25 protein-coding genes, 1 pseudogene and 1 riboswitch are annotated in these 23587 nt (G+C 71.8%); of the genes and pseudogenes, 16 read left to right on the top strand and 10 right to left on the bottom strand.

The window, feature by feature from the left end:
* Positions 1–756 (top strand): enoyl-CoA hydratase, encoded by a 756-nt coding sequence (locus tag EDC02_RS09585; RefSeq protein ID WP_233605833.1) that lies wholly within the window; start codon positions 1–3, stop codon positions 754–756.
* Between the two features lie 21 nt (positions 757–777).
* Here EDC02_RS09585 and EDC02_RS09580 read toward each other — a convergent pair whose 3' ends face one another.
* From EDC02_RS09580 to EDC02_RS09570, 3 genes are read right to left on the bottom strand one after another with little or no spacing between them, the layout of a single operon-like run.
* A complete protein-coding gene (locus tag EDC02_RS09580; protein WP_123601625.1) occupies positions 778–1968 on the bottom strand; it encodes an osmoprotectant NAGGN system M42 family peptidase in 1191 nt (396 codons plus the stop codon).
* 22 nt (positions 1969–1990) lie between these two features.
* On the bottom strand, positions 1991–3739 hold the full coding sequence (gene ngg, locus EDC02_RS09575; RefSeq protein WP_370461529.1) for an N-acetylglutaminylglutamine synthetase: 1749 nt from the start codon (positions 3737–3739) through the stop codon (positions 1991–1993).
* Between the two features lie 49 nt (positions 3740–3788).
* On the bottom strand, positions 3789–5573 hold the full coding sequence (locus tag EDC02_RS09570; RefSeq protein WP_123601623.1) for an N-acetylglutaminylglutamine amidotransferase: 1785 nt from the start codon (positions 5571–5573) through the stop codon (positions 3789–3791).
* 320 nt (positions 5574–5893) lie between these two features.
* On the opposite strand from EDC02_RS09570, the gene EDC02_RS40135 reads away from it, so the two are divergent.
* On the top strand, positions 5894–6445 hold the full coding sequence (locus tag EDC02_RS40135; protein ID WP_158632110.1) for a hypothetical protein: 552 nt from the start codon (positions 5894–5896) through the stop codon (positions 6443–6445).
* 8 nt (positions 6446–6453) lie between these two features.
* On the opposite strand, the gene EDC02_RS09560 is transcribed toward EDC02_RS40135, so the two are convergent.
* The gene (locus tag EDC02_RS09560; RefSeq protein WP_233605831.1) at positions 6454–6804 is read right to left on the bottom strand and encodes an STAS domain-containing protein; all 351 of its coding nucleotides are present in this window, start codon (positions 6802–6804) and stop codon (positions 6454–6456) included.
* 247 nt (positions 6805–7051) lie between these two features.
* Positions 7052–7714 (bottom strand): DUF4142 domain-containing protein, encoded by a 663-nt coding sequence (locus tag EDC02_RS09555; protein ID WP_123601622.1) that lies wholly within the window; start codon positions 7712–7714, stop codon positions 7052–7054.
* A 201-nt stretch (positions 7715–7915) separates the two neighbouring features.
* On the opposite strand from EDC02_RS09555, the gene EDC02_RS09550 reads away from it, so the two are divergent.
* The 3 genes from EDC02_RS09550 to EDC02_RS09540 are packed head-to-tail and all read left to right on the top strand — an operon-like array spanning position 7916 to position 9574.
* Positions 7916–8119: a hypothetical protein gene (locus EDC02_RS09550; RefSeq protein WP_123601621.1), complete on the top strand. Its 204-nt coding sequence runs from the start codon at positions 7916–7918 to the stop codon at positions 8117–8119.
* A 24-nt stretch (positions 8120–8143) separates the two neighbouring features.
* Positions 8144–8656, top strand: coding sequence for an MSMEG_6728 family protein (locus EDC02_RS09545; RefSeq protein ID WP_123601620.1), 513 nt, complete (start codon positions 8144–8146; stop codon positions 8654–8656).
* Positions 8657–8689: 33 nt separating this feature from the next.
* Entirely contained in the window at positions 8690–9574 is an 885-nt protein-coding gene (locus EDC02_RS09540) for a DUF1775 domain-containing protein (RefSeq protein WP_123601619.1), read from the top strand.
* A 47-nt stretch (positions 9575–9621) separates the two neighbouring features.
* Here EDC02_RS09540 and EDC02_RS09535 read toward each other — a convergent pair whose 3' ends face one another.
* From EDC02_RS09535 to EDC02_RS09520, 5 genes and pseudogenes are all read right to left on the bottom strand, one after another.
* On the bottom strand, positions 9622–11283 hold the full coding sequence (locus tag EDC02_RS09535; RefSeq protein WP_370461438.1) for a copper resistance CopC/CopD family protein: 1662 nt from the start codon (positions 11281–11283) through the stop codon (positions 9622–9624).
* Between the two features lie 239 nt (positions 11284–11522).
* Positions 11523–11750 carry a ferredoxin gene (locus EDC02_RS09530; RefSeq protein WP_123601617.1) on the bottom strand — a complete coding sequence of 76 codons (228 nt, stop codon included), beginning with the start codon at positions 11748–11750 and terminating at the stop codon, positions 11523–11525.
* 106 nt (positions 11751–11856) lie between these two features.
* A pseudogene (locus EDC02_RS41495) lies at positions 11857–12450 on the bottom strand (cytochrome P450); the annotation flags it as partial.
* A gap of 18 nt (positions 12451–12468) precedes the next feature.
* The gene (locus EDC02_RS41490) at positions 12469–13065 is read right to left on the bottom strand and encodes a hypothetical protein (RefSeq protein WP_233605829.1); all 597 of its coding nucleotides are present in this window, start codon (positions 13063–13065) and stop codon (positions 12469–12471) included.
* A 232-nt stretch (positions 13066–13297) separates the two neighbouring features.
* On the bottom strand, positions 13298–13864 hold the full coding sequence (locus tag EDC02_RS09520; RefSeq protein WP_148083381.1) for a hypothetical protein: 567 nt from the start codon (positions 13862–13864) through the stop codon (positions 13298–13300).
* A 127-nt stretch (positions 13865–13991) separates the two neighbouring features.
* Here EDC02_RS09520 and EDC02_RS09515 point away from each other — a divergent pair, with 127 nt between their 5' ends.
* From EDC02_RS09515 to gcvP, 11 genes are all read left to right on the top strand, one after another.
* Entirely contained in the window at positions 13992–14369 is a 378-nt protein-coding gene (locus EDC02_RS09515; protein WP_158632109.1) for a hypothetical protein, read from the top strand.
* Between the two features lie 118 nt (positions 14370–14487).
* Positions 14488–15120: a CDP-alcohol phosphatidyltransferase family protein gene (locus EDC02_RS09510; protein ID WP_123601614.1), complete on the top strand. Its 633-nt coding sequence runs from the start codon at positions 14488–14490 to the stop codon at positions 15118–15120.
* Positions 15117–16037, top strand: a complete 921-nt coding sequence (locus tag EDC02_RS09505) for a DUF881 domain-containing protein (protein ID WP_123601613.1) — start codon at positions 15117–15119, stop codon at positions 16035–16037. Before EDC02_RS09510 ends, EDC02_RS09505 begins: the two co-directional genes overlap by 4 nt.
* Positions 16034–16366: a small basic family protein gene (locus EDC02_RS09500; RefSeq protein WP_123601612.1), complete on the top strand. Its 333-nt coding sequence runs from the start codon at positions 16034–16036 to the stop codon at positions 16364–16366. The genes EDC02_RS09505 and EDC02_RS09500 overlap by 4 nt, the downstream gene beginning before the upstream one ends.
* Positions 16367–16376: 10 nt before the next feature.
* Positions 16377–17258 (top strand): DUF881 domain-containing protein, encoded by an 882-nt coding sequence (locus tag EDC02_RS09495; RefSeq protein WP_123601611.1) that lies wholly within the window; start codon positions 16377–16379, stop codon positions 17256–17258.
* 68 nt (positions 17259–17326) lie between these two features.
* Positions 17327–17707, top strand: a complete 381-nt coding sequence (gene gcvH, locus EDC02_RS09490) for a glycine cleavage system protein GcvH (protein WP_123604663.1) — start codon at positions 17327–17329, stop codon at positions 17705–17707.
* A 218-nt stretch (positions 17708–17925) separates the two neighbouring features.
* Positions 17926–18378, top strand: coding sequence for an FHA domain-containing protein (locus EDC02_RS09485; RefSeq protein WP_123601610.1), 453 nt, complete (start codon positions 17926–17928; stop codon positions 18376–18378).
* 123 nt (positions 18379–18501) lie between these two features.
* Entirely contained in the window at positions 18502–19203 is a 702-nt protein-coding gene (locus EDC02_RS09480; protein ID WP_123604661.1) for a MerR family transcriptional regulator, read from the top strand.
* A 92-nt stretch (positions 19204–19295) separates the two neighbouring features.
* Positions 19296–19760 (top strand): bifunctional nuclease family protein, encoded by a 465-nt coding sequence (locus EDC02_RS09475; protein WP_123604662.1) that lies wholly within the window; start codon positions 19296–19298, stop codon positions 19758–19760.
* 158 nt (positions 19761–19918) lie between these two features.
* The gene (locus EDC02_RS09470; protein WP_199757564.1) at positions 19919–20482 is read left to right on the top strand and encodes a MerR family transcriptional regulator; all 564 of its coding nucleotides are present in this window, start codon (positions 19919–19921) and stop codon (positions 20480–20482) included.
* A gap of 95 nt (positions 20483–20577) precedes the next feature.
* Positions 20578–20675: riboswitch (glycine riboswitch) on the top strand.
* 68 nt (positions 20676–20743) lie between these two features.
* Positions 20744–23575, top strand: coding sequence for an aminomethyl-transferring glycine dehydrogenase (gcvP, locus tag EDC02_RS09465; protein WP_255500090.1), 2832 nt, complete (start codon positions 20744–20746; stop codon positions 23573–23575).
* Positions 23576–23587: the final 12 nt, after the last annotated feature.

Here is a 23587-nt window from a genome sequence, read left to right as displayed (position 1 = left end):
GTGCAGACCGTTTCGCTGCGTACCGCCGACCATCCGGGTGTGCGGGTGCTGACTCTCGACGATCCCGACCGGCGCAACGCGATCGGCGCCGTGATGAAGCGGGAACTGGCCGAGGCGGTGTCGGCCGTCGCCACCGACCGCGACGCCCGGGTCCTGGTCGTCACCGGCGCCGGCAGCGCGTTCTGCTCAGGAGCGCACCTCGACGAGATCTTCGGCGGCCCGATCCGGCCGGTCAGCCAGACCCGCCGCGACCTGGAGGACATCTACCGCAGCTTTCTCGCGGTGCGCGACCTGGACCTGGTGACCATCGCCGCGGTGCAGGGACCTGCCGTGGGCGCCGGCCTCAACCTGGCGATGTGCTGCGACCAGCGGATCGCCGGCCCCCGGGCCCGGTTCGGGGCGACGTTCACCCGGATCGGCCTGCACCCCGGCGGCGGCTGCACCTTTTTCCTGGTCGACGCGCTCGGCCCGCAGCGGGCCATGCAGATCCTGCTGGACGGCGCGATGCTCGACGCCGCCCGGGCCCACGAGCTCGGCCTGGTGCTCGACGTGGTCGACGATCCGCTGGCCGCCGCGTTGGCCGCCGCGCACCGCTACGCCGACCTGGACCCGCTGCTGGTGCGGCACGTCAAGCAGAGCGTCCGGATCGCCGCCTCGTCCGGCCTGGACGCCTCAGTACAGTACGAGGCGTGGGCCCAGGCCGCGTCGGCCAGCGATCCGGCGGTGCTGGCCGCCCTGCTCGGCGACCGGCGCTGAGGCGGACCGCCGCCCGGGGCGTCAGGCCACGCCGATCGGCCCTTCCCGGGGCCCCGCCTCCTGCGCCGGCTGCACCGCCAGCGACGGGAAGTCGGCCAGGTCGCCGTCCGGTTCGGCGTCCCACTCCGGGAACACCAGCTCACTCTGCAGGTAGAGGCAGAGCAGTTGGGTGAGGTGCCGCAGCCCGTCCAGGTGGGTGCGTTCGTGTCCGTGGGTGGCGTCCACCCCGAAGCCGAGCAGCGCCACCCGGGCGTGCGCGCCGGCCTCGACCGCCGCAGCCACGTCCGACCGGTAGTAGTCGAACACGTCGCGGACCAGGTAGACGCCGTGATCGGCGGCCAGGCCGGCCAGCTTACGGGTCAGGTGGTAGTCGAACGGGCCGACGCCGTCGCCCATCGCCAGAGTCGCGGCGTCCTCCCGGGACTGCTGGCCGGGGGCCACCACCGCGGCGTCGACCGAGACGATCTCGGCCACGTCCGGGTCGAGACCGTGGCTGGCACCGTGCCCGACCTCCTCGGTGCAGGTGATCAGCAGGTGGGCGGTGACCGGTGGCTGCTGGCCGGCGTCGACCATCGCCTTCACCGCGGTCAGCACCGCCGCCACCCCCGCCTTGTCGTCCAGATGCCGGGACTTGACGTACCCGCTGGGCGTGATCGTCGGCGCCGGCAGCATCGCGACGAAGTCGCCGACGTCGATGCCGAGTGCGCGGAGCCCGGCGATGTCGGTGACCGGCTCGTCGACCCGCACCTCGACCTGCTCCCAGCCGACCCCCTGCAGGTCGACGTCCTCGTTGTAGCGGTGGCCGCTGGCCTTCAACGGCAGCACCTGGCCGGTGATCACCCGGTCCAGGCTGTCGGTGTAGACCCGCACGTGGGCGCCTTCGGCGAACCGGGCGCTGTGGGTGCCGATCTGCTTGAGCTCCAGCCGGCCGTTCTCCTTCAACCGTTTGACCATCCCGCCGATCGTGTCGGTGTGCACCACGATCGCCCGGTCCGCGCCGGTGGTCCGCGGCCCGCACAGCGAGGCGCTGAGCGCGCCCCGCCGGGTGACCGTGAACGGGATACCGAGAGCGGACAGCCGTTCCCCGACGTACTGCTGCACGTGGTCGGTGCGGCCGGACGGGCTGGGGATGTCCAGCAGCTCCAGCATCACCTGCTGCAGGTAGTCGAGGTCAAGTTTCAGGGGGGTGGGGGGGTTCGGGTCGGCCGGCATGCCAAGACGGTACCGCCGCCGATCACGGCGTTGCCGGCGCCCCGCCGGGACCGGGCGGGCTCCACCGCCGCTGCTGCGCGCTGGTGCCCGGAAACAGCAGGTCGATGAAGCGTTCCGCGGTCGGCTGCGGCTCGTGGTTGGCCAGTCCGGGCCGTTCGTTGGCCTCGATGAAGACGTGGCCGGGCTGATCAGGAGCGGTCACCAGCAGGTCCATCCCGGCCACCGGGATGGCCAGTGCCCGGGTGGCGGCCACGCACGCGGCGGCCAGGTCGGCGTGCAGCCGGTCGGTGACGTCGTGGATCGTCCCGCCGGTGTGCAGGTTCGCGGTCCGCCGTACGGTCAGCACCTCGCCGGCCGGCAGCACGTCGTCCATCGTGTGCCCGGCCTCGGTGACCACCTCCCGGGTCAGGTCGTCCAGCGGGATCTTCGACTCGCCGCCGGTGGAGGCGGCCCGCCGCCGGCTGTGCCGCCGGATCAGCTCGGCCACCGTGTGTACGCCGTCGCCGGTGACCGCCGCCGGGCGGCGGACCGCCGCGGCCACCACCTCGTGGTCGATCACCAGGACCCGCAGGTCCTCCCCCTGGTGCCGCTGTTCGATCAGCACCTGCGGGCAGTTCCTGCGGGCCAGGTCGACGGCGGCCCGCAAGGCGGTCGGGTCGGTGACGCCGACGGTGATCCCGGTGCCCTGTTCGCCGCGCGCCGGCTTGACCACCACCTCACCGACCTTGGCGAGGAACGCCTCGTCGTCGGCGTCGCCGGTGGCGGTGCGGCCGTGCGGCACGGCCAGCCCGGCGTCGAGCAGCACCCGCCGGGTCACCCGCTTGTCGTCGCACCGGCTCATCGCCACCGCGGAGGTCAGCTCGGACAGCGACTCGCGGGTGATGATGCTGCGGGCGCCGTTGGTCAGCCGCAGCTCGCCCCAGGACGCGTCGATCACCTCGACCCGGATGCCGCGGCGCATGGCCTCGTCGGCGACGATCCGGGCGTACGGGTTCAGCTCGTCGTAGCCGTCCGGCATGCTGGCCAGGAAGAGCCGTTCGTTGATCGGGTTCTTGCGTTTGACGCACAGCGTCGGCGTGCGTTCGAATCCGAGCCGTTCGTAGAGGCGGATCGCGCCGTCGTTCTCCGCCAGCACGGACAGGTCGACGTAGACCCGGCCGCGGTCGGCGAGCCGGCCGGCGAGCTCCAGCAGCAGCGCCTGACCGGTGCCGGGTGGCGCGTGCAACGGGTCGACGGTCAGGCACCACAGGCTGGAGCCGTTTTCCGGGTCGTCGAAGACCGCCACGTGGTCGATGCCGGTGATGGTGCCGACGACCTGCCCGGTGACCGACTCGGCGACCAGGTGCACGAAACGTTCGGTCGCGGCGTTGTCGACCAGGATGTCGACCGGGGCGGTGACCATCCCGTTGTGGGCGTAGATCCGGTTGACCGCGTCGGCGTCGGAATCGTCGCGTAGCGGCCGGATCCGCAGCCCCGGCTCCGGTGGCTGCGGCTCGCGTAGCTCGGTGAGGTCCAGCCGGAAGGTCAGCGACGGGTCGATGAACAACTCGTCCGGCAGCCGCGACACCAGCACGTGCGGGTCGGGCAGGTAGATGCAGATGTCGCGGGACCCGGCGGCTTCCGAACGCAGCACGTCGGCGACGTCGGAGGGGTCGGCGAACGTCTGACCGAAGACCAGCCGGCCCCAGCCGCACTCCAGGATGACGTCGGCGCTGTCGGTGGGCTTGGCCGGCGGATCGCCCGGGACGACCGGGTCGCCACCAGGGCCGATCCGTTCCCGCCGGGGGGCGGGGGAGTCGGGGCGGGGGGCGCTCGTGTCGTCAGTCAATGCCATGGTTCTGCAGCCACATCTCCAGCAGTCCGAGTTGCCACAACTTGTTGCCCCGCAGCGGGGTGAGTTCGGCGTTCGGGTCACGCAGCAGCCCGTCGACGTACCCGTCGCGGAACAGCCCGCGCCGCCGGGCCGCCGGCGCGTGCAGGGCGTCGCGGACCCGGTCGAGCAGCTTGCCTTCCAGATGGGTCAGCCCGGGTACGGGGAAGTACCCCTTCGGCCGGTCGATCACCTCCCAGGGCAGCACCCGACGGCCGATCTCCTTGAGTACCCCCTTGCCGCCCTGGGCCAACTTGAGCTCGGGCGGGCAGGTGGCGGCGAGTTCGACGAACTCGTGGTCGAGGAAGGGGACGCGGGCCTCCAGGCCGTGCGCCATCGTCATGTTGTCGACCCGTTTCACCGGGTCGTCCACGAGCATCACCGTGGTGTCGATCCGCAGCCCCGCGTCGACCGCGTCCTGCGCGCCGGCGCGGCCCAGGTGGGCGGCGGCGAACTCGCGTGCGGGATCACCGGCGGTGAGGTACTCCGGGTTCAGCACCTGGGCGAGACCGGCGGCGTCGCGGTCGAAGAAGGCCGTGGCGTAGGTGTCCAGCGCCTGGTCACGGCCGACCCGGGCCAGCGGTGGGTACCAGTGGTACCCGCCGAGGATCTCGTCGGCGCCCTGGCCGGACTGCACCACCTTGAGGTGTTTGGCGACTTCCTGACTGAGCAGGTAGAACGCGACGCAGTCGTGACTGACCATGGGTTCGCTCATCGCCGCGACGGCGGCCTCCAGCGGCGGCACCAGGTCGCGGGCGGCCACCCGGATCTGATGATGGTCGGTGTCGAACCGCTGCGCCACCAGGTCGGAGTAGACGAACTCGTCGCCCTCCCGTCCACCGACCGCGTCGAAGCCGATCGAGAAGGTGGCCAGACCACGCTGACCCTGCTCGGCCAGCAGCGCCACGACCAGCGAGGAGTCGAGCCCACCGGAGAGCAGGACGCCGACCGGCACGTCGGCGACCATCCGGCGCTGCACCGCGGTGGTCAACGATTCGAGCAGCGCGTCCTGCCAGTCCTGCTCCGACCAGTCGGCGCGGCGCGGGTCCCGGCCGAACGGCGGATCCCAGTAGCGGCGCTCGTCCACCCGGCCGTCGGGCTGGTAGACCCGCACGGTGGCCGGGGGCAGCTTGCGGATGCCGTCGAGGATCGTCCGGGGCGCCGGGACGACACTGTGGAAGCTGAGATAGTGGGTGAGTGCCACCGGGTCGATGCCGGTGTCCACCCCGCCGCCGGCCAGTAGCGCCGGCAGGGTGCTGGCGAACCGGACCACGCCGGGGCGCTCGTCGACGTACAGCGGTTTGATGCCCAGCCGGTCGCGGGCCAGGACCAGCCGGCCGCTGTCGCGCTCGGTGATCGCGACGGCGAACATGCCGACCAGATGGTCGACGAAGTCGACGCCCCACTCGGCGTAGGCCTTGACGACGACCTCGCTGTCGCCCGACGAGAAGAACGTGTGACCCCGTGCCTGTAGCTGCTCGCGCAGCTCACGGTAGTTGTAGATGCAGCCGTTGAAGACGCCGGTGAGGCCGGCGGCGGAGTCCACGATCGGTTGGTTGCTGGCCGCCGACAGGTCAATGATCTTCAGGCGCCGGTGTCCGAAGGCCACACTTCCGTGTGACCAGGAACCCCCGTCGTCGGGCCCCCGGTCACTCATTGTCGCCGCCATCCGCTCCACCGCGCCGATGTCGGCGCGGGAACCGTCGCGGCGCAGCTCACCCGCAAGTCCGCACATGCGTACCCATCCTGCCAGACCGTTGCGGCATCGCCCAGTTGACGGCCGGATCCGATGTCCCGACCGGTGCCGCCGAGCGCGGACGATCCCGCTCGGTGCCCTGTGCCGGGTCTCGCTACGCTGACCCGGCGACAGGGCGGTTGCGTGACTAATCAATCAAATAGTTGGTGGGTGCCGTCGTGGCCCTGGGGTTCGGCCCGACGTACGGTTCGCGGTAACGTTTGGTCGGGTTTGAAGGCCGGACGGTGGATAGCTCCATCATCTGGCTGGCGTGGGTGCTCCGTCCCGGTTCGGGACGGATGCCGACCGGGGAGGGCTAGTTGCTGACCACGCTTGAGGGACACCACCTGCGGGCCTGCGTCCTCGGCCAGTCCTGGCTCATCCGCCAGTTGGAGCGCCGCGGCGCCGGTCTGGATCCGATCGCCCTGTTCGGGGTGGTCGAGGGGGCCTTCGTGACGGTCGTCGACCAGTTGGGTCGTAGCGGGTTCCCGCTGACCGAGCTGCGCTGCTTCGCCGACACCGCGGCACGGCTGACCGCCGCCGGCCGGGAACCGGTCTCCGCCGATGAGGTGATCCGCATCGTCGGCTACCAGTTCGGCGAGCATGTCGACGTCGCCGACATCGAGGCCCGCCGCGCCGTGCCGGTGCGCCGGGCGGTGATCGGTACGGCGGTACGGCGGTTGCGGCTCACCCTGCACGATGTGGACAACCTCCTCCGTCGCGGGGAGAGCCTGGCCTCCCAGTGGGGGTTCGTCGCCACCACGTACCACCCGGGTCCGTTGACCGCCTGCTATCTGCGGGTCGTGGAGGCCCGGTGGGCGAGTCGGCAGTCGCGGCGCAGCCGGCACACCCAACTGGGTCGGGTGCTGTGACCGTACGGTCAGCGCCCCACCGGCAGGTCGGTCGGCGTCGCGTGGTCGGCGGGGAAGCCGAACAGCCCGAGTAGCCCGGTAGCCCACAGCTGCCGTCGGGTGAAGCTGCTGATGTTCTCCAGCTCGAGCCGGCTGCCGCTGACCCCGGCAGCCTGGTGACAGGCGACCAGGCTGCCGATCCCGGTCGAGTCGATGAAGCTGACGCAGGTGAGGTCCAGCACGATCCGCTCGGGTGCGGACCGGGCGAGCAGCGCGGTGACCGCGTCGCGGACCTCGCCGGCTGTGGCGAGGTCGAGTTCACCGTGCAAGGCGAGTCGTACCGTGGTGCCCTGGTAGCTCCTGGTGATGACGAAATCCACGTCGTACCTCCGGTCGGGTGGCGACGGGTGCCGGGGAGGGAGGATCCTGAGGCATTCGTATGAGCCGATATCCGCTGATGCGCGCGGTGTGTGAGCCGTCACGTTACGGTATGTGCGGCCGATGTGCCAGCCCCGTTTCGGACTGTGCACCAACCCGGTCGACCACTGTGAGCGATCATCCCGTCGGGGTCCCGCCGGTGCGGTCGTCCGGTCCGACCGCACCGGCGTAGGGGCCACCGTCCGCAGGTCAGCTCTGCGCCGGCAGCGGCGTCTGCGGGCTGACCGTCGGCGACGGCAGGGTCGGGCTGACCGTCGGCTCGGGCGTCGCGGTGCCCGGCGTGGTCGGGTCAACCGTGGGGCTCACCCCGGGACTCGGCGAGGTCGGCAGCCCGAGCTGCGCGGCGAGGCCCTGCAACGCCGCGTACAGGTCCTCGAGCACCGGTCCGGCCTCCTGCGCCAGGTTCACCACCCGTTCGTCGGAGCCCTGCGCGATCTCGGCGTTGTTCACCTCGATCGCCTGGGCGTAGCCCGCCAACTGGCTCTCCACGAACGCCGTGTCGAACTCGGCACCGGACAACCCGTCCAGCCGGGTGACCACGTCCTGCTGCTCCTGGGTGGGCGAGTCGGGCAGAGCGACGTCGACCTCACCGGCCACCCGGGTGACCTCCTCGTCCAGCCTGGTGTGGTCGGCCACCATGTCAGCGCCCAGGTCCTTCACCGCCTGGTCGGCATCCTGCTTGTCCTGCGCCAACTGGCCGATCTGCACAGCGGCCAGATTGACCTGATGGATCGTACGCAGGTACTCGCTGTCCTGCTCGGACGGTGCCGTGGCGTGCGCGGCCGCCGGGATCAACGCGACGGCGGTCAGCCCCGCCAACAACCCCAGCCGGGTGACTACGGTCCTTCTCATCGTGGTTCCTCCTCGCTCAGCGCTCGTCGGGGCACCGAGATACCCGGCACCCCGGACGCCATGCCCGCCGGCCGGGATGAGCGCCGCCGGCCGGCGGCGGATGATCCGCAGGGTCGGTCGGGCTAGCCCGACCCGCCGGCGGCATGCCGCCGCCGGTACCGGGTAACCGGATGACGACCGACCAGATCACCGGGAGGCATCGTGACCAACGTCCAGCAACCGGAAATGCGTCGCAGCGGGGACAACCCGCTGGTCCAGGAGAGCAAGGGTCCCGACGGTGCCGACCGCCGGCCCGGGCGCCGCGGCGGCGGCAACCGGCCCGTCCCGGCCGGCCAGGTCTCGCCGTACGGCCCCCACCCGCCGGTCGCCGACGACGACAGCGAACGCGACGACCGGCCGGACTGACCACCCCGACCGGCCCACGGCACCATGCAGACGTTCCTGCCGTACCCGGACTTCGCGGCCAGCGCCGCCGTGCTCGACGCCCGACGACTCGGCAAACAGCGCGTCGAAGCGTTGCAGGTGCTGCGCGGCCTGACCGTGCCCGGGTACGGCTGGCGTCACCATCCGGCGGTCCGGATGTGGCGCGGCCACCCGGAGGCACTGGTCCGGTACGGCCTGACGGTCTGCGCCGAATGGACCCGGCCCGGCCGGGCCGACACCGTCGCCGACACCCTGCGCCGCGAGTTCACCGCCGCGACCGGCCGTACCCTGATCCGCGGCCAGGCCGAACTCGGCGCCGCCACCGCACTGCCGGCCTGGCTCGGCCGAGCCGACCTGCACCTTTCGCACCGCGCCGCACTGGTACACAAGGACCCCGACCACTACCGCCCCCGGTTCGGTGACCTTGCCCCCGTACCGTACGTGTGGCCGTGCCCACCGGCGGTGCCGCCGCCGATCGCCCCCGCCCCGCCCGGCAAAAAAAGTCCGTGGTCGGATTGAACCGTTCGGCCTCGTCCGCCGAACACCTTACCGGTGGATCAGGTTCCGGCGGCAGCGTCCGCCGACGTACGGGAGGCGAGGCTCATGGTCAACTGTCTGCGCGCGAACGCCGTCCGGATCGGCGCGGTGCTGTCCGGTTCGGTGCTGGCGGTCGCGCTGTCCGGGCCGGCGGTGGCCGCGGCCGACATCGGCCTGGAACCGACGCAGGCGCCTCGTGGGGCCGGCATCCAGCTCACCTTCGAACTGCCGCAGGAACGGCCGGACGCACACACCGCCGAGGTGCGCCTCGACCTGCCGGCGGACCTGCCCATCGCCGAGGTCTACCCGATGTCGGTCGACGACTGGGCACCCAGGATCACCAACCGGACCCTGCCGGAGCCGCTGCCCGGCCTGCACGGTGGCCTGATGACCGAGGCCACCGAGAGCATCACCTGGCAGTTGGTCGCCCCACCCGCCGACGATCCGGCGCCGGTGCTGCTGACCGTGTCGGTCGGCCCGCTGCCGGACGCGGACCGGATCGACTTCGCGGTGACCCAGACCTACTCCGACGGCACCGTGGTCCGCTGGGGCGGCCCGGACGCGCAGCGGCCAGGTCCGGTGCTGACCCTCGGGCCGGCCGACCCGGCGGCGGCCGGTCACGGAGCCCATCACGGCGACTCGGCGGCGGCCGCCGCCCAGGAACCGCCGGCGCCGGCCGCCGCGGGCTCGGACGACGCCGCCGGCACCGGGATGGGACTGCTGCTGGCCGGCCTGGCCGGCGGAGCGGCGATCGGCGCGGCCGTTGTCTGGTGGCGCAGCCGCCGCCACCGCGGCGGCGTCCCGGCGGACCTGCCCGGGGCCCGGGCCGACGCCGACGCCGACGAGGGCGAACTGGTCGGCACCGGCGGCACGACCCCCTGGCGGCTCACCGAACAGTGACCGCCGCCGGCCCAGGTCTGCTTGCCGCAGTCCGGCCCGGCCGCCGCTCAGCGCACCGGCACGGTGGTACGGACCGTCGCCTGGTCGATGTCGGACAACCGGATGGTGAAGCGCAGCTCCCACTCGCCCGGCACCGGAAATGCGACCGCGCCGACCGCGTGGTTGTCGTCCACCCCCAGCAGCAGGGTGGTCACCGGCTCGACGTCCTGTGCCGGCAACGACGTGGTCATCGTCCACTCCTCCACCCGTACCGGCGCGCCCTCCGGCGTGTACACGTAGGCGTGCACCGTGTTGTGCTCACCGAGCTGCACCGGGTAGATGTCGAACTGGAGGGTGTACAGCGAACTGGTCAGCGTCTGGGCGAAGGTGTCCTGTCCGAGGGCCTGGGCCTCGACGACGGCGGTACGGGCCGGTGTCGTCTGCACCAGTACCGCGCTGGCCCCGAGCGCGACCACGGCCACCGCGACCTCGACACCGACCAGGCCGGTGAGTCGCCGCACGTGCGGCGCCCGCCACCGCCCGACCAACCGTCGCGCGTACCCGGCGGTCAGCAGCAGCACCGCCACCAGCGCGATCTTCACCAGCACCAACCGCCCGTACGTGGTGGTGGCCAGTGCGGTCGTGCCGCCGGTCTCCATCAGCGCCTGGACGGCACCGGCCAGCAGCAGCCAGCAGACCGCCACCGTCGCCCACCGGGACCAGACCGGCAGGATCCGGCCCAGCACGCGGGGGTGTGCGCGGCGCAGCAGGACCGCGCCGAGGGTCACCAGCCCGCCGATCCACACTCCGACCGCGGCGATGTGCACGGTGTCGGCGGCGATACTGACCGGCGGCACCGGCGCCGCCACCGCGTGACCGGTCAGCGGCCAGGTGACCAGCCCGGCCAGGCCCAGCCCGACGAGGGCCAGCCCGCGACGGGTGCCGCCGACCCCGGCGAGGGCGGGTGGCACCAGCGCCACCACCGTGGCGAGGACCACCAGCCGGCCGAGCAGCGCCAGCCCGTACCCGCTGTCCACGACGGCGGCCAGGTCCCCGACGGAGACCTCCAGCAGACCGCTGCCGGTCGAGTACGGCGCCTGCAGGTACAGTCCGGCCACCGTGGCCAGGCCGATCAGTCCCAGCCCGGTGCCGACCATGAGCTTGCCGGGCCGGCGGCTCAGCCGGGGCGGCCACAGCAACGCCAGCAGCAGCGCGGGCCCGACGGCGAGCACCACCCCGGCGTAGCCGACATACTTCGCGGTGGTCACGGCGACCGCGACCGGTAGCCGCTGCCCGCCGTCTTGTGGCTCGGGCACCGTCGCGGACGGCGCTCCCACCGAGTACGTGTAGCCGCTGCCCACCGGGTGGCTGTCCGCCGAGATCACCCGGTAGCTGACCAGGTAGGTGCCGAGCGGGCGGTCGGCGACCCGGACCGGGATGGTGACGGTGGTCCCGTCGGTTCGTGGCGTTCCGTCGTCAATCCGTTTACCGTCCGGCGCCAGCACCTGCAGGCGCCCGGTGACCGGGCGCACCGGTTCACTGAACGTCAGGACCACTTCCCGGGGCGAGTTGCCCAGCACCGATCCGGGGGCGGGCTCCGCCGTGACCAGCACCGCGTGGGCGGCCGCCGGTCCGGCGGGGGCGACCATGACCAGCATGCCGCCGAGTAGCAGTGCCGCGACACCGGCTGCGGCGTGCCGGGCCCACCGGGCGGCTCGTCGTTGTCTCACCCCTGGTAGTTCGGTGCGGGCGGGGCAACGGTTCATCGCGATCGACTCCGGACGGTTCGTGGGCGTACCGACCGCCGGTGACGTCGGTCGTTTCGTGGGCCGAGCGCCAGGAACGGACGCGTGCGTGCCGGGAGGAATCGTGGTTGACCGGCCGGTCCGTACGCAAGCCGACCGCCGGTGGCCGTCCGGTCGGCCCCGGTCAGATCCGGATGGTCGTCGATCGGGCCCGACCCGCCGGGTCAGGGCAGCGGCGCCAGCGGGGTGCCGTCGGTGTCGTGGACCAGAATCGCCTCGACCGGGCATGATTCGGCGGCGTCGAGGACGGTGTCGGCCGGGTCGATGTCGGACGCGGTCGCCCGGGACACCCCGTCGACCAGGCTGAAGTGTCCCGGGGCGGTCCCGGCGCAGATGCCGGACCCGACGCACCGTTGCTCGTCGACGCTGACCTGCCAGGACCGTTGGCTCATCGCCACCTCGGGGGTGTACCCACGGCACCGGCCGCGGGGGACTGGGACGGCTCACGTCCGATGGACGGCACGGTCCGGTCCGCGCGTCGGGTCCGGTGGAGCAGGCTCACCCCCAGGTCACCGGCATCGCGCTCAGCCCGCGGACCAGCAGACCGGTCTTCCAGACCAGCTGATCCTCGGGTACGGCCAGCCGTAGCTGCGGCAGCCGATGCACCATCGCCTCGACCGCCACCTGCAGCTCCATCCTGGCCAGCTGGGCGCCGAGACAGTGGTGTACGCCGTGACCGAAGCCGACGTGCGGGTTGACGGTCCGGGTCAGGTCCAGCCGGTCCGGGTCGGTAAAGACCTCGGGGTCGCGGTTGGCCGCCGACAACGATCCGATGACCGGTTCGCCGGCCCGGACGAGTACCCCGCCGACCTCGACGTCCACGGTGGCGTACCGGGCGAACGAGGAAGCGGCGCCGAGCGGTACGTACCGGGTCAGCTCCTCGACTGCGCCCGGTACCAGGGCCGGGTCGGCGCGCAGGGCGGCGAACTGGTTCGGCTGGGTGAGCAGGACGTAGACGAAATTGGGGATCTGGGTCACGGTGGTCTCGTGGCCGGCGGCCAGCAGCCCGGCGGCGAGCTGCACGAGTTCGGCCTCGGTGAGCCGGCTCGCGTCGGTGTCCCGGGCGTGGACCATGGCGCCGAGCAGGTCGTCGGTCGGGTGCCGGCGGCGCTATTCCACGAGTCCGGCGATGTAGCCGTGCAGGTTGTCGAGATACTCCCGTACCTGGTCAGGGGAGAGCGAGGTGGTGGACACGACCGCTTCGCTCCAGGTGTGGAAGTGGTCCCGGTCGGCGTAGGGAACGCCGAGTAGTTCGCAGATGACCCGGACCGGCAGCGGGGTGGCGAACCGTTCGACGAGGTCGGCTGGCGGCCCGTCGGAGATCATGCCGGTCAGCAGTTCGTCGGCGAACTGCCGGGTCTGTGGTCGGAGCTGTTCGACCCGCCGGGCGGTGAACGCCTTGGCGACCAGGCGCCGGAGCCGGGTGTGTTCCGGCGGGTCCATCGACAGGATTCCGCCCTCGATCTGTCGGGGGGTGATCCGGGGTTCGTCACGGCCGACGCTGGCGGCGCGGGAGAACCGGGCGTCGCCGAGGACGAACCGGACGTCGGCGTGCCGGGTGGCCAGCCAGGCCGGTTCCCCGAACGGCAGCTGGACCCGTACCAGCATCCGGTCCTGTTGCAGCTGCCGGTAGGCGTCGTCGAGGTGGAGACGGTCGGGCGCGGTGAAGGGGTAGCTGCGGGGTTCGGCGGCCCGGAGCTCGGACATGGTTCACCTCCTGGCAGGGGGACGGAGGCGCACCGGAGGCGACGGGCAGCGACGTGACCGGCACGCGACGCTCCGATACTAGAGAAGTTCCTCGATTGATCGCAGCCCGGTGGCGTTGCCGCTTCGCTCAACCTAGCGTCCTAGCCTGCTCTAGAGGGCGTGCCAACCCCCCACACGACACGACGACGCCCCAACGAAACCACCGAAGCCGCGTGTACCTGCAGAACCTGGGTCAGCTCCGCCCGGCGGCGTCGTCGGGCTGGGCGTGGGAGAACAGCACCGGGGTCACCGGCCGGGTCCGGGAAGGCTCGGGTGCCGGCGGCGGGGGGTTGCCCGCCGCCGGCACCGCCGGCCGGTGCTCGCCGGTGAGCACCAGCAGCTCGTAGGCCCGTTCGGCGGGCAGCCGGCCGGTGACGATCGCGATCCGCAGCGGCACGGGCGGGGTTCCGGCGACGACGGCGACGGGCAGATCGAGCACCCTCGGGTCGACCTGCCGACCCGCGAGGTGCCCGGCGGCTGCCGGGGGCAGGTCCCGCCACGGTCGTACGGTCTGCTCGGTGAATCCGTGGCTGGCCCACTGGTCAGCCTCCGCGTTGACCCGGTCGGCGACGTGCTGTGGCACCACGTCGCGGCCGCCGAGGTCGTCGCTGAGCAGCGCTCGGGCGAGCGGGCTGAGCTGGTCGACCGGATACCACCGGGTCCGCCGCGTACGTCGGCGGGAGATGTCGCCGGGTGAGGCGTCGGCCGCGGACCGGTCACGCCGGGCGTCTGGTTCAAGGTGGGCCGGCATGCCCACCATCCAAGCATGATCGACTGCCGTCCCATGGCAAGGGGTCGCAGGTGGCGGCGATGTCGGACCGGGTAGGCCGGGGTTTGCCGGCGGCCAGTCCGGGTAGCCGGGCCGGGTGGCCGAGGATCGGCAGGCGGTGGCACCGACGGCGGGCGTCGGCTCGCCGCTCGACGAATGTTGGGAGTACGGGTACCTGTACTTCGTGCAGACCGTGGCACCTGCCAAAGGGGGTAAGCAGTCGGCCGCCGGGCCGACCGTCACCGTGGTCGCTGACGGCGCGGGGCACCGGTGTCGGGTGTTGACCGGTCGGCGGCTGGAGGTGCTCAACGAACTGGGTGGACAGGGTTGGATCGTCAGCGACGGCCTGTGGAGCCCGGAGCAGGCCCGGTGGCTGGCTGAACTGGTGGCCGGGGTGGACGGGGTGGAGCGGATGGTCGGTTACTGGCAGTCGTTCATGCGCCGCCGGGTTGCCGTCGGCGGCGACGGCCACGGTGAGTCGGCAGGTGGTGGGTGAGGGGCGCGTTATAGTGGCGCTCGCCAGGTGACAGTGCCCCTTGGGGGACCGTCGGGCTCGTTCGCCGCCGCTCGTTTCCGGTCCGGTGGGACAGGCCGGTCGGAGCGGGGGAGAGGAAGTGTCGGTGTCGCGTCCGTCCGCGCAGTCCGCGTCGACGCGGACCGATGTGGCGAGCCAGGTCTTCACCATTCCGAATCTGATCAGTTTTGTCCGTTTACTGGGTGTACCTCTGTTTCTGTACCTGTTTCTGGTGCACCGTGCGGACGTCGCGGCGCTGCTGGTGCTGGCCGTCGGCGGGACCAGTGACTGGGTGGACGGGTTCGTCGCGCGCCGGATCCGTCAGGTGTCCCGGCTCGGCGAACTGCTGGATCCACTCGCCGACCGGCTGTACATCCTGGCCACGTTGCTGGCGTTCACGGCCCGCGAGGTGATGCCGTGGCAGTTCACGGTGGCGTTGCTCAGTCGTGAAGTGCTGCTGGCCGGCTGCCTTGTCGTGTTGCGCCGATTTGGCTACGGACCACCGCAGGTGCACTATGTAGGAAAGACTGCGACATTCGTGCTTTTGGCGGCGTTTCCCATTCTGTTGCTGTCCGCAGTGCTGGGATTCACCATGGCGGCGACGGTGGCGGCCGCGGTCGGATGGGGTCTCGCCTGGTGGGGTCTGGTGCTGTACTGGATCGCCGGCGTGTTGTACGTACGGCAGACTGCGGCGTTGGTCCGGGCCGCCGGAGCAGAAACGGAGCGGGCATGAGCGAGGCGGACCGCAGCGGTTCCGGCCCGCACCGTGGCTACGCGTCGGACTTCCTGACCGAACTGTTCCGGGCGCCGCTGGATCCCGGCTACACGGACGCGGCGGCCCGTCGGTCGGCGACCGGACCACCGCAGGGCTGGTGTCGGGTGACGGCACGGGCGGCGATGGCCTTGTCGATGGCCGCGGTCGGCTTCCTGGTGGTGCTCGCCTACCAGAAGACGGTGGCGGAGGAACCGAGCCGGTCACAGGCGCGGGCCGGCCTGGTGGAACAGGTGACCCAGCGCCAGACCGAGACCGACGAGTTGCAGAACCGCGTGGACACGCTACGGGACGAGGTGGCCCGGGAGCGTGACACGGTACTGGACGGGGCCCGGGCGCAGGACCTGCGCGACCTGGAAGCCGCCGCCGGGCTGGCCCGGGTCACCGGGGACGGGGTGGTCGTCGAGCTAGCGGACGCGCCGGAAGTGGTGGATCCGGTGACCGGTGAGGGCTCGGTGAGTGAGCTGGGTCGGGTGTTGGACCGGGATCTGCAGGATGTTGCCAACGCCTTGTGGAGCGTCGGCGCCGAGGCGGTCGCGGTCAACGGGAGACGGCTGACCGCGACCTCGACGATCCGGGCGGCGGGCAGTGCCATCCTGGTCGATTTCCGGCCGGTGACCGGCCCGTACGAGGTGTCGGCGATCGGCCCGCCGTCGATGGTCGACGCGTTCGGGACCAGCCAGGCGGCCGCGGTGCTGCGGGCGGTCTCGGCTGATCACGGGTTGTCGTTCGGGGTCCGTTCGGCTGATGATCTGATGTTGCCGGCGGCGAGTGAGCCGCAGCTGCGGTACGCCCACGCGCCGTCGGCGTCGTCCAGCCCGTCCGGGACGGGGGGCGCCGACCCGTCCGTGACCGCCTCGGGAGGAGGCCCTCGATGATCGCCGTGTTGGCGCTGCTCGCCGGAATGCTGCTGGGGATCTACTTCGACCCGGTGGTGCCGGCGGTCCTGCAGCCGTACCTGCCGATCGCGGTGGTGGCGGCGTTGGACGCGGTGTTCGGCGGGGTCCGGGCCAAGTTGGACGGGATCTTCGACGACAAGCAGTTCGTGATCTCGTTCATCTCGAATGTTCTGGTGGCGGGTCTGATCGTGTATCTGGGCGATCAGTTGGGGGTGGGTGGGCAGTTGTCCACCGGTGTGGTGGTGGTGCTCGGGGTGCGGATCTTCGGCAACGTGGCGGCGATTCGACGGCATCTGTTCCGGGCGTGAGGCGTGGCTGATGGTGGAACGTAGGAGTACGGGTACGGGCTGGCCGGACGCGCTGCCGGTGCGGTCGCCGGGTGCGGGTGGGCGGGTTCCGGCCGGCTCCGAGGAGCCGGTGGACGCCGCCGGGGTGCCGCCGGTGGACGGTCCCGACGCTGCGGTCGGCGGGGACGGGCCGTCGGGTGCCGGCGCGGGGCGGGGTTCCCGGCGGGTGTCCACGGCCGGGCTGATGATCGTGGGTCTGCTGGTGCTCCTCGGGTTCACCCTTGCCGTTCAGGTTCGCAGCACGTCGACGGATCCGACGTTGGCGGCGGCCCGCCAGGAGGATCTGGTGCGGATCCTGTCGGATCTGGAGGCCCGGGAGGAGCGGCTGCGGCAGGACATCGCGGAGTTGGAGGCGAGTCAGCGGCAGTTGACCTCGGGTGCCGAGGGTCGGGCGGCGGCGTTGGAGGAGGCGTCGCGTCGGGCGGACGAGCTGGGGGTGCTGGGTGGCAGTCTGCCGGCGCAGGGGCCGGGTCTGCGGGTACGGTTCGTCGCCGGTCGGGAGCCGATCCGGGCGTCGGAGCTGTTGGACGCGGTGCAGGAGCTGCGGGGTGCGGGTGCCGAGGTGATGCAGATCAGCGGCGGGGGCGGGCGGTCGGTGCGGATCGTGGCGAGCAGCTACCTGCTGGACGTCGACGGCGGCGTGGAGGTGGACGGCGTGCGGTTGACCGGCCCGTACGAGGTGCTGGTGATCGGGGAGCCGTCGACGATGCGGACGGCGTTGAACATTCCGGGTGGGGTGGTGGCTTCGGTGTCCGGTGACGGCGGTACGGTGATCGTCGAGGAGCGCGACGTGGTCGAGGTGTCGGCCTTGAGCGATCCGAGCCAGCTGCGGTACGCCCGCCCGGTCTCCTGATCGGACGGGCGTCGTCGGTGGGCGGGTTGTCAGTGGTGGTGAGTGGTGCACAGACCGAAGGACCGGCCGTGATTCCAGAGGATCTGCGGTATACCGCGGAGCATGAGTGGGTGGCGGGCGACGCCGCCGGTCCTGTGCGGGTGGGGGTGACCCATTTCGCGCAGGAGGCGTTGGGCGACATCGTGTTCGTCGAGTTGCCTGCGGTCGGCGCCGAGGTGACGGCGGGTGAGCCGTGCGGTGAGATCGAGTCGACGAAGAGCGTGTCGGAGATCTACGCGCCGCTGACCGGCACGGTGGTGGCCCGTAACGAGGCGCTGGTGGACGCACCGGAGACGGTCAATGCCGACCCGTACGGTGCCGGTTGGCTGGTGCAGTTGGCGCCGGCTGATCCGCAGGCGGTGAGCGGGTTGCTCGACGCCGCGGCGTACCGGGAGCTCACCGAGCGCTGACCCGGCGGGGGCGGCGAGGTATCGTGTGCCCGCGAGTCTTGTTGACCCTTGTTTTCGGCGCTGGCTAGGCTCGCCCAGTCGACCGAGAAGCCAACAACAGTTGAGCGTTGCGGAAATTGCCGTCCTGGCACGGGGGAGCTTGCGCCTTGCGATCGTTCAAGGTCTGGTGGCCGACCCGACACACCCGACGCCGACCGAACAGATCCGTGAGGTGGTCCATGACGCGCCCAGACGACGAGTTCCCCCCGCTCGACGTCACGTCGACGTTGAACCTCGGTTCGCTCGACGAAGTGCTGGAGGGGCCGGACGCCGACGTCGTGCCGAGCCGGATGTCGGGTTCGTTGCCGCCGGGGATGGCGTTGCTGGTGGTGCGGCGGGGCCCGAACGCGGGGGCCCGGTTCCTGCTGGACCATGATGTGACGACGAGCGGCCGGCATCCGGACAGTGACATTTTCCTGGATGATGTGACGGTGTCGCGGCGGCATGCGGAGTTCCACCGTGACGGCGGTACCTTCACGGTGCGCGATGTGGGTAGCCTGAACGGCACCTATGTCAATCGTGAGCGGGTGGAGGCGGCGACCCTGAGCAACGGTGACGAGGTCCAGATCGGTAAGTTCCGGCTGGTCTTCATCGCCGGTCCGCGGCCGGACGAGGAGGCCGGCCGCGGTTGAGGTCCGGGGCGCGGACGGAGGTGGCTTCGTGCGCGGGGTGTGGCTGACGCCGGTCGGTGAGCCGGGGGTGTCGTGGTGAGTGAGCAGGCGGCGGCCCGGGAGGACGTGGCCGGTTCGTCGTTGATGAGTATCGGCGAGGTGCTGGCCCAGCTTCGCCCGGAGTTTCCGGACACGACGATTTCGAAGTTGCGGTTCCTGGAGGCTGAGGGCCTGGTGGAGCCGCGGCGGACGCCGTCGGGGTACCGCAAGTACAGCTGGGATGATCTGGACCGGTTGCGTTTCGTCCTGACGACGCAACGGGACCAGTATCTTCCGTTGCGGGTGATCCGTGAGCAGTTGGCGGCGCGGGACGCCGAGTCGGCGGCGGGCCGGTCGCGGCCGACGTTGGTGGCGGTCGGTCCGTCCGGTGAGGTGCCGGGCCGGTCGCCGGTGCCGGCGCAGGGGCAGCCGGCGCAGTCCCGGCTGAGTCGTACGGATCTGCTGTCTCGTAGTGGTCTCGAGTCGGCGACGTTGACCGAGGTGGAGCGGCTGGGTCTGGTGGTCGCGGTGGCGCCGGGCTGGTACGACGCGGATGCGCTGGTGATCGCCACGGCAGTGGCGGGGCTGCTGCGGCATGGGCTCGAGGTGCGGCATCTGCGGGCGGTGCGGGCGGCGGCGGACCGCGAGTCGGGTCTGTTCGCCCAGTTGGTGGCGCCGTTGGCGCGGCAGAGTGATCCGGCCGCCCGGGCCCGGGCGGCGGAGACGGCGCGGGAGCTGATCGGGTTGTCGCAGCAGCTCCACGCGGCGCTGGTGCGGGCGGGTCTGCGGGGGGCGCTCGGCCGGTGAGGTGACTGGCGGGACCGGACGGTGGCGCTGTGGTCCGTGTACCGTGCAGGGAGGGCCGGAGCGGGTTTGGTGACGACGACACGGAGGCGGCGGTGCGTGAGCTGAGCGTGGTCGGGGTGCGGGTGGAGTTGCCCACCAACCAGCCGATCGTGCTGCTGCGTGAGGTGGATGGGGACCGTTACCTGCCGATCTGGATCGGTGCGGTGGAGGCCACGGCGATCGCGTATGAGCAGCAGGGCGTGAAGCCGGCGCGGCCGTTGACGCATGATCTGTTGCGGGACGTGCTGGCTGCGGTGCGGGCGCCGCTGCAGGCGGTGGAGATCACCGAGTTGAAGGACAACGTCTTCTACGCGGATCTGGTCATCGGTGACAGTGTGCGGGTGTCGGCTCGGCCGAGTGATTCGATCGCGTTGGCGTTGCGGGTCGGTGCTCCGATTCGTTGTGCTGAGCAGGTGCTGTCCGAGGCGGGCATCCTGATTCCGGATGAGCAGGAGGACGAGGTCGAGAAGTTCCGGGAGTTCCTGGACCAGGTGCGTCCGGAGGATTTCGCGGGCTGACCGCTGCCGGCGGGTGTGATGCCCGTGGCGTGGTGGCCCGCACGCGGCGTGTCGCGGCCCCGGTTGCCTGGTACGGCCTTCTGCCGGCGTTAGGCTGGTCCTGTCGACCGGCTCATGTTCCGTCCTGGTGTGGGCCGCACTGACGGGGAGGTTTCCGTATGCCCGCACAGCGAGAGCCGGAGCCGGGGTCGTCTGATGATGTGGACGGTGCCGGTTCGGACGCCGTCGGCTATCGCGGAGTGACCGCCTGCCACGCGGTGGGGATCAGTTACCGGCAGTTGGACTACTGGGCGCGGACGACGCTGGTGGTGCCGAGCGTGCGTGACGCGACGGGTTCGGGTTCGCAGCGGCTGTACTCGTTCCGCGACCTGGTGGTGCTGAAGGTGGTCAAGCGGCTGCTGGACGCCGGTGTGTCGCTGCAGAACATCCGTCGGGCGATCGAGACGTTGCGGTCCCGCGGGGTCGGGGACCTGGCGGGGATCACCCTGATATCGGACGGGACGACGGTGTACGAGTGCCGTTCCCCTGAGGAGGTCGTCGACCTGTTGCAGGGCGGCCAGGGTGTGTTCGGGATCGCGATCGGCGGGGCGTTCAAGGAGATCCAGGGGTCGTTGTCGCAGCTTCCGGCGGAGCCGGCGGTGACTTCCGAGCCGGAGGTGGTGGCGCCGGTGGCCGGGGGTGACGAGTTGGCGGCGCGGCGGGCGCGCCGCCGCGCCGGCTGAGCGGCGACGCGCGGGTCGACCCGGCCGGGGCGGGCTTCGTGATCGACGTCACCGCCCCGCAGGCCGGCTGCTACCGGTAGCGTGGAGACCGCCGTACATCCCGTGTGGGAGAGACCGTCCGCTACCCGGTGGGCGGCGCCGAAGGGGCAAATCCTCCCCGGAACCTCTCAGGCAGAAGGACCACCCGGGTTGGCGACTCTGAAGGCGGCGGCGCCGACAGAGGGGGAGGTTGCCTGCCGACCTCGTCCCGGGAGCCGCCTGGTGAGTGCCTCGTCTTTGTTCGTCGACCGTCACGTCGGCGTCGATCCGGTCGCCCAGCAGCGGATGCTGGATGTCGTCGGCTACGCCAGCGTCGCTGACCTGATGGACGCCGCCATTCCCGAGGTGATCCGCTGGCGGGGCCGGCTGGATCTGCCGGAGCCGGTCAGCGAGCCAGAGGTGACGGCCGCGTTGCGGCGGCTGGCCGACGCGAACACGGCGGCGGTGTCGATGATCGGGGCCGGATACCACGGCACCCACACGCCGGCGGTGATCCGCCGCAACGTGCTGGAGAACCCCGCCTGGTACACCGCCTACACCCCGTACCAGCCGGAGATCAGCCAGGGCCGGTTGGAGGCGCTGCTGACGTTCCAGACGATGGTGTCGGATCTGACCGGGCTGGCCACGGCGAACGCGTCGATGCTGGACGAGGCGACCGCTGCGGCGGAGGCGATGACGTTGGCGCGGCGGGCGTCGAAGGCACGCAGCGACGTGTACGTGGTGGACGCCGACACGTTGCCGCAGACGGTGGCGGTGCTGCGGACCCGGGCGGAGCCGCTGGGTGTGCGGGTCCAGGTGTGTGACGTGCGGGCCGGCCTGCCGGACGAGTTCTTCGGGCTGCACCTGCAGTTCCCGGGCGTGTCGGGGCAGCTGCGTGACGACGCCCCGGTGGTGGCGGCGGCGCACGCCGCCGGGGCGCTGGTGACGGTGGCGGCGGACCTGCTGGCGTTGACGCTGCTGCGCCCACCGGGGGCGTACGGTGCGGACGTGGCGGTCGGCACCACGCAACGGTTCGGGGTGCCGATGGGGTTCGGCGGTCCGCACGCCGGCTACCTGGCGGTGCGTTCCGGTCTGGAACGGATGCTGCCGGGACGGCTGGTCGGGGTGTCCCGGGACGTGGCCGGTGACCGGGCGTACCGGCTGGCGTTGCAGACCCGGGAGCAGCACATCCGCCGGGAGCGGGCGACCAGCAACATCTGCACGGCGCAGGTGCTGCTGGCGGTGATGGCCGCCATGTACGCGGTGTACCACGGCCCGCAGGGGTTGACGGCGATCGCGCAGCGCACCCATGCGGCGGCGGCCCGGTTGCGGGCCGGTCTGGCGGCCGGCGGGGTCGCGGTGGCGGACGGGCCGTTGTTCGACACGGTGACCGCGGCGGTGCCGGGTGGGGCCGCTGCGGTGGTGGCGCGGGCGGCGGACCGGGGGGTGAACCTGCGGCTGGTGGACGCAGACACGGTGGCGGTGGCGTGTGACGAGACCACCACCGAAAAGCATCTGGCGGTGGTGTGGGCGGCGTTCGGGGTGCCCGCGTACGCGGGGGAGACGCCGGCGCTGATTCCGGCCGGGTGGCGGCGCACCGGGGAGTTCCTCACCCACGAGGTGTTCCACGCGTACCGCAGTGAGACGGCGATGCTGCGGTATCTGCGGCGGCTCGCCGACGTCGACTACGCCCTGGACCGGGGGATGATCCCGCTGGGGTCGTGCACGATGAAGTTGAACGCGGCGGTACAGATGGAGCCGGTCAGCTGGCCGGGGTTCGCCGACGTGCACCCGCTGGCACCGGCCGGGCAGACGGCCGGTTACCGGCAGCTGATCGGCGAGTTGGAGCGTTGGCTGGCGGAGGTGACCGGCTACGACGCGGTCAGTGTGCAGCCCAACGCCGGTTCGCAGGGGGAGTTGGCCGGGCTGTTGGCGATCCGCGGCTTCCACCGGTCGCGGGGGCAGGCACGGCGGGACGTGTGCCTGATTCCGTCGTCGGCGCACGGCACGAACGCGGCGAGCGCGGTGATGGCGGGTATGCGGGTGGTGGTGGTCGGCTGCGACGCAGACGGCAACGTCGACGTCGACGACGCGGCGCGGCTGATCGCCGTCCACGGTGACGACCTGGCGGCGATGATGGTGACGTATCCGTCGACGCACGGCGTGTACGAGGACGGCATCGCCGAGTTGTGTGCCCGGGTGCACGACGCCGGCGGGCAGGTGTACGTCGACGGGGCGAACCTGAACGCGTTGCTGGGGTTCGCCCGGCCGGGCCGGTTCGGGGCGGACGTGTCGCACCTGAACCTGCACAAGACGTTCTGCATTCCGCACGGCGGCGGCGGGCCGGGGGTGGGGCCGGTCGCGGTGCGGGCGCATCTGGCGCCGTTCCTGCCGGGTGATCCGGTCGGCGGCGATGGCGACGTCGACCGGCCGGTGGTGTCGGGCGCCCGGTACGGTTCGGCCGGGATTCTGCCGATCCCGTGGGCGTATCTGCGGCTGATGGGTGCCGACGGGCTGGTGCGGGCGACCGGGGCGGCGGTGCTGGCGGCCAACTATGTGGCGGCGCGTCTGCGGCCGCATTTCCCGGTGCTGTACGCCGGCAACAAGGGCCTGGTGGCGCACGAGTGTGTGCTGGATCTGCGGGCGTTGACCCGGGCGACCGGGGTGACCGTCGAGGACGTGGCGAAACGGTTGATCGACTACGGGTTCCACGCGCCGACGATGTCGTTTCCGGTGTCCGGCACGCTGATGGTGGAGCCGACCGAGAGTGAGGACCTGGCTGAACTGGACCGGTTCTGCGACGCGATGATCGCGATCCGGTCGGAGATCGACGACGTCGCGGCCGGCCGGTGGCCGGTGGCGGACAGCCCGCTGCGGCAGGCGCCGCACCCGGCGGCGCTGGCCAGCGCCGACGAGTGGACGCTGCCGTATCCGCGGTCGGTGGCGGCGTACCCGGCGGGGCCGGGGCAGCGGGCCGGGAAGTACTGGCCGCCGGTGCGGCGAGTCGACAGCGCCTACGGTGACCGGAATCTGGTGTGCGCGTGTCCTCCGCCGGAGGCGTTCGCCGCCGGCTGAGTACGGGTCGGG

Origin of the sequence: Micromonospora sp. Llam0 (assembly GCF_003751085.1) — a bacterium.
Taxonomy (GTDB): domain Bacteria; phylum Actinomycetota; class Actinomycetes; order Mycobacteriales; family Micromonosporaceae; genus Micromonospora_E.
This window is presented reverse-complemented; position numbering and strand designations above follow the sequence as displayed.

Excerpts from the sequence above, each read along its gene's own strand:
- EDC02_RS09495 (WP_123601611.1), top strand. The coding sequence starts at position 16,377 with ATGGTGGAACGTAGGAGTACGGGTACGGGCTGGCCGGACGCGCTGCCG.
- EDC02_RS09500 (WP_123601612.1), top strand. The coding sequence starts at position 16,034 with ATGATCGCCGTGTTGGCGCTGCTCGCCGGAATGCTGCTGGGGATCTAC.
- EDC02_RS09520 (WP_148083381.1), bottom strand. The coding sequence starts at position 13,864 with ATGGTGGGCATGCCGGCCCACCTTGAACCAGACGCCCGGCGTGACCGG.
- EDC02_RS09530 (WP_123601617.1), bottom strand. The coding sequence starts at position 11,750 with ATGAGCCAACGGTCCTGGCAGGTCAGCGTCGACGAGCAACGGTGCGTC.
- EDC02_RS09545 (WP_123601620.1), top strand. The coding sequence starts at position 8,144 with ATGCAGACGTTCCTGCCGTACCCGGACTTCGCGGCCAGCGCCGCCGTG.
- EDC02_RS41490 (WP_233605829.1), bottom strand. The coding sequence starts at position 13,065 with ATGTCCGAGCTCCGGGCCGCCGAACCCCGCAGCTACCCCTTCACCGCG.
- EDC02_RS09470 (WP_199757564.1), top strand. The coding sequence starts at position 19,919 with ATGCCCGCACAGCGAGAGCCGGAGCCGGGGTCGTCTGATGATGTGGAC.
- EDC02_RS09580 (WP_123601625.1), bottom strand. The coding sequence starts at position 1,968 with ATGCCGGCCGACCCGAACCCCCCCACCCCCCTGAAACTTGACCTCGAC.
- EDC02_RS09485 (WP_123601610.1), top strand. The coding sequence starts at position 17,926 with ATGACGCGCCCAGACGACGAGTTCCCCCCGCTCGACGTCACGTCGACG.
- EDC02_RS09480 (WP_123604661.1), top strand. The coding sequence starts at position 18,502 with ATGAGTATCGGCGAGGTGCTGGCCCAGCTTCGCCCGGAGTTTCCGGAC.
- EDC02_RS09555 (WP_123601622.1), bottom strand. The coding sequence starts at position 7,714 with ATGAGAAGGACCGTAGTCACCCGGCTGGGGTTGTTGGCGGGGCTGACC.
- EDC02_RS09505 (WP_123601613.1), top strand. The coding sequence starts at position 15,117 with ATGAGCGAGGCGGACCGCAGCGGTTCCGGCCCGCACCGTGGCTACGCG.
- EDC02_RS09570 (WP_123601623.1), bottom strand. The coding sequence starts at position 5,573 with ATGTGCGGACTTGCGGGTGAGCTGCGCCGCGACGGTTCCCGCGCCGAC.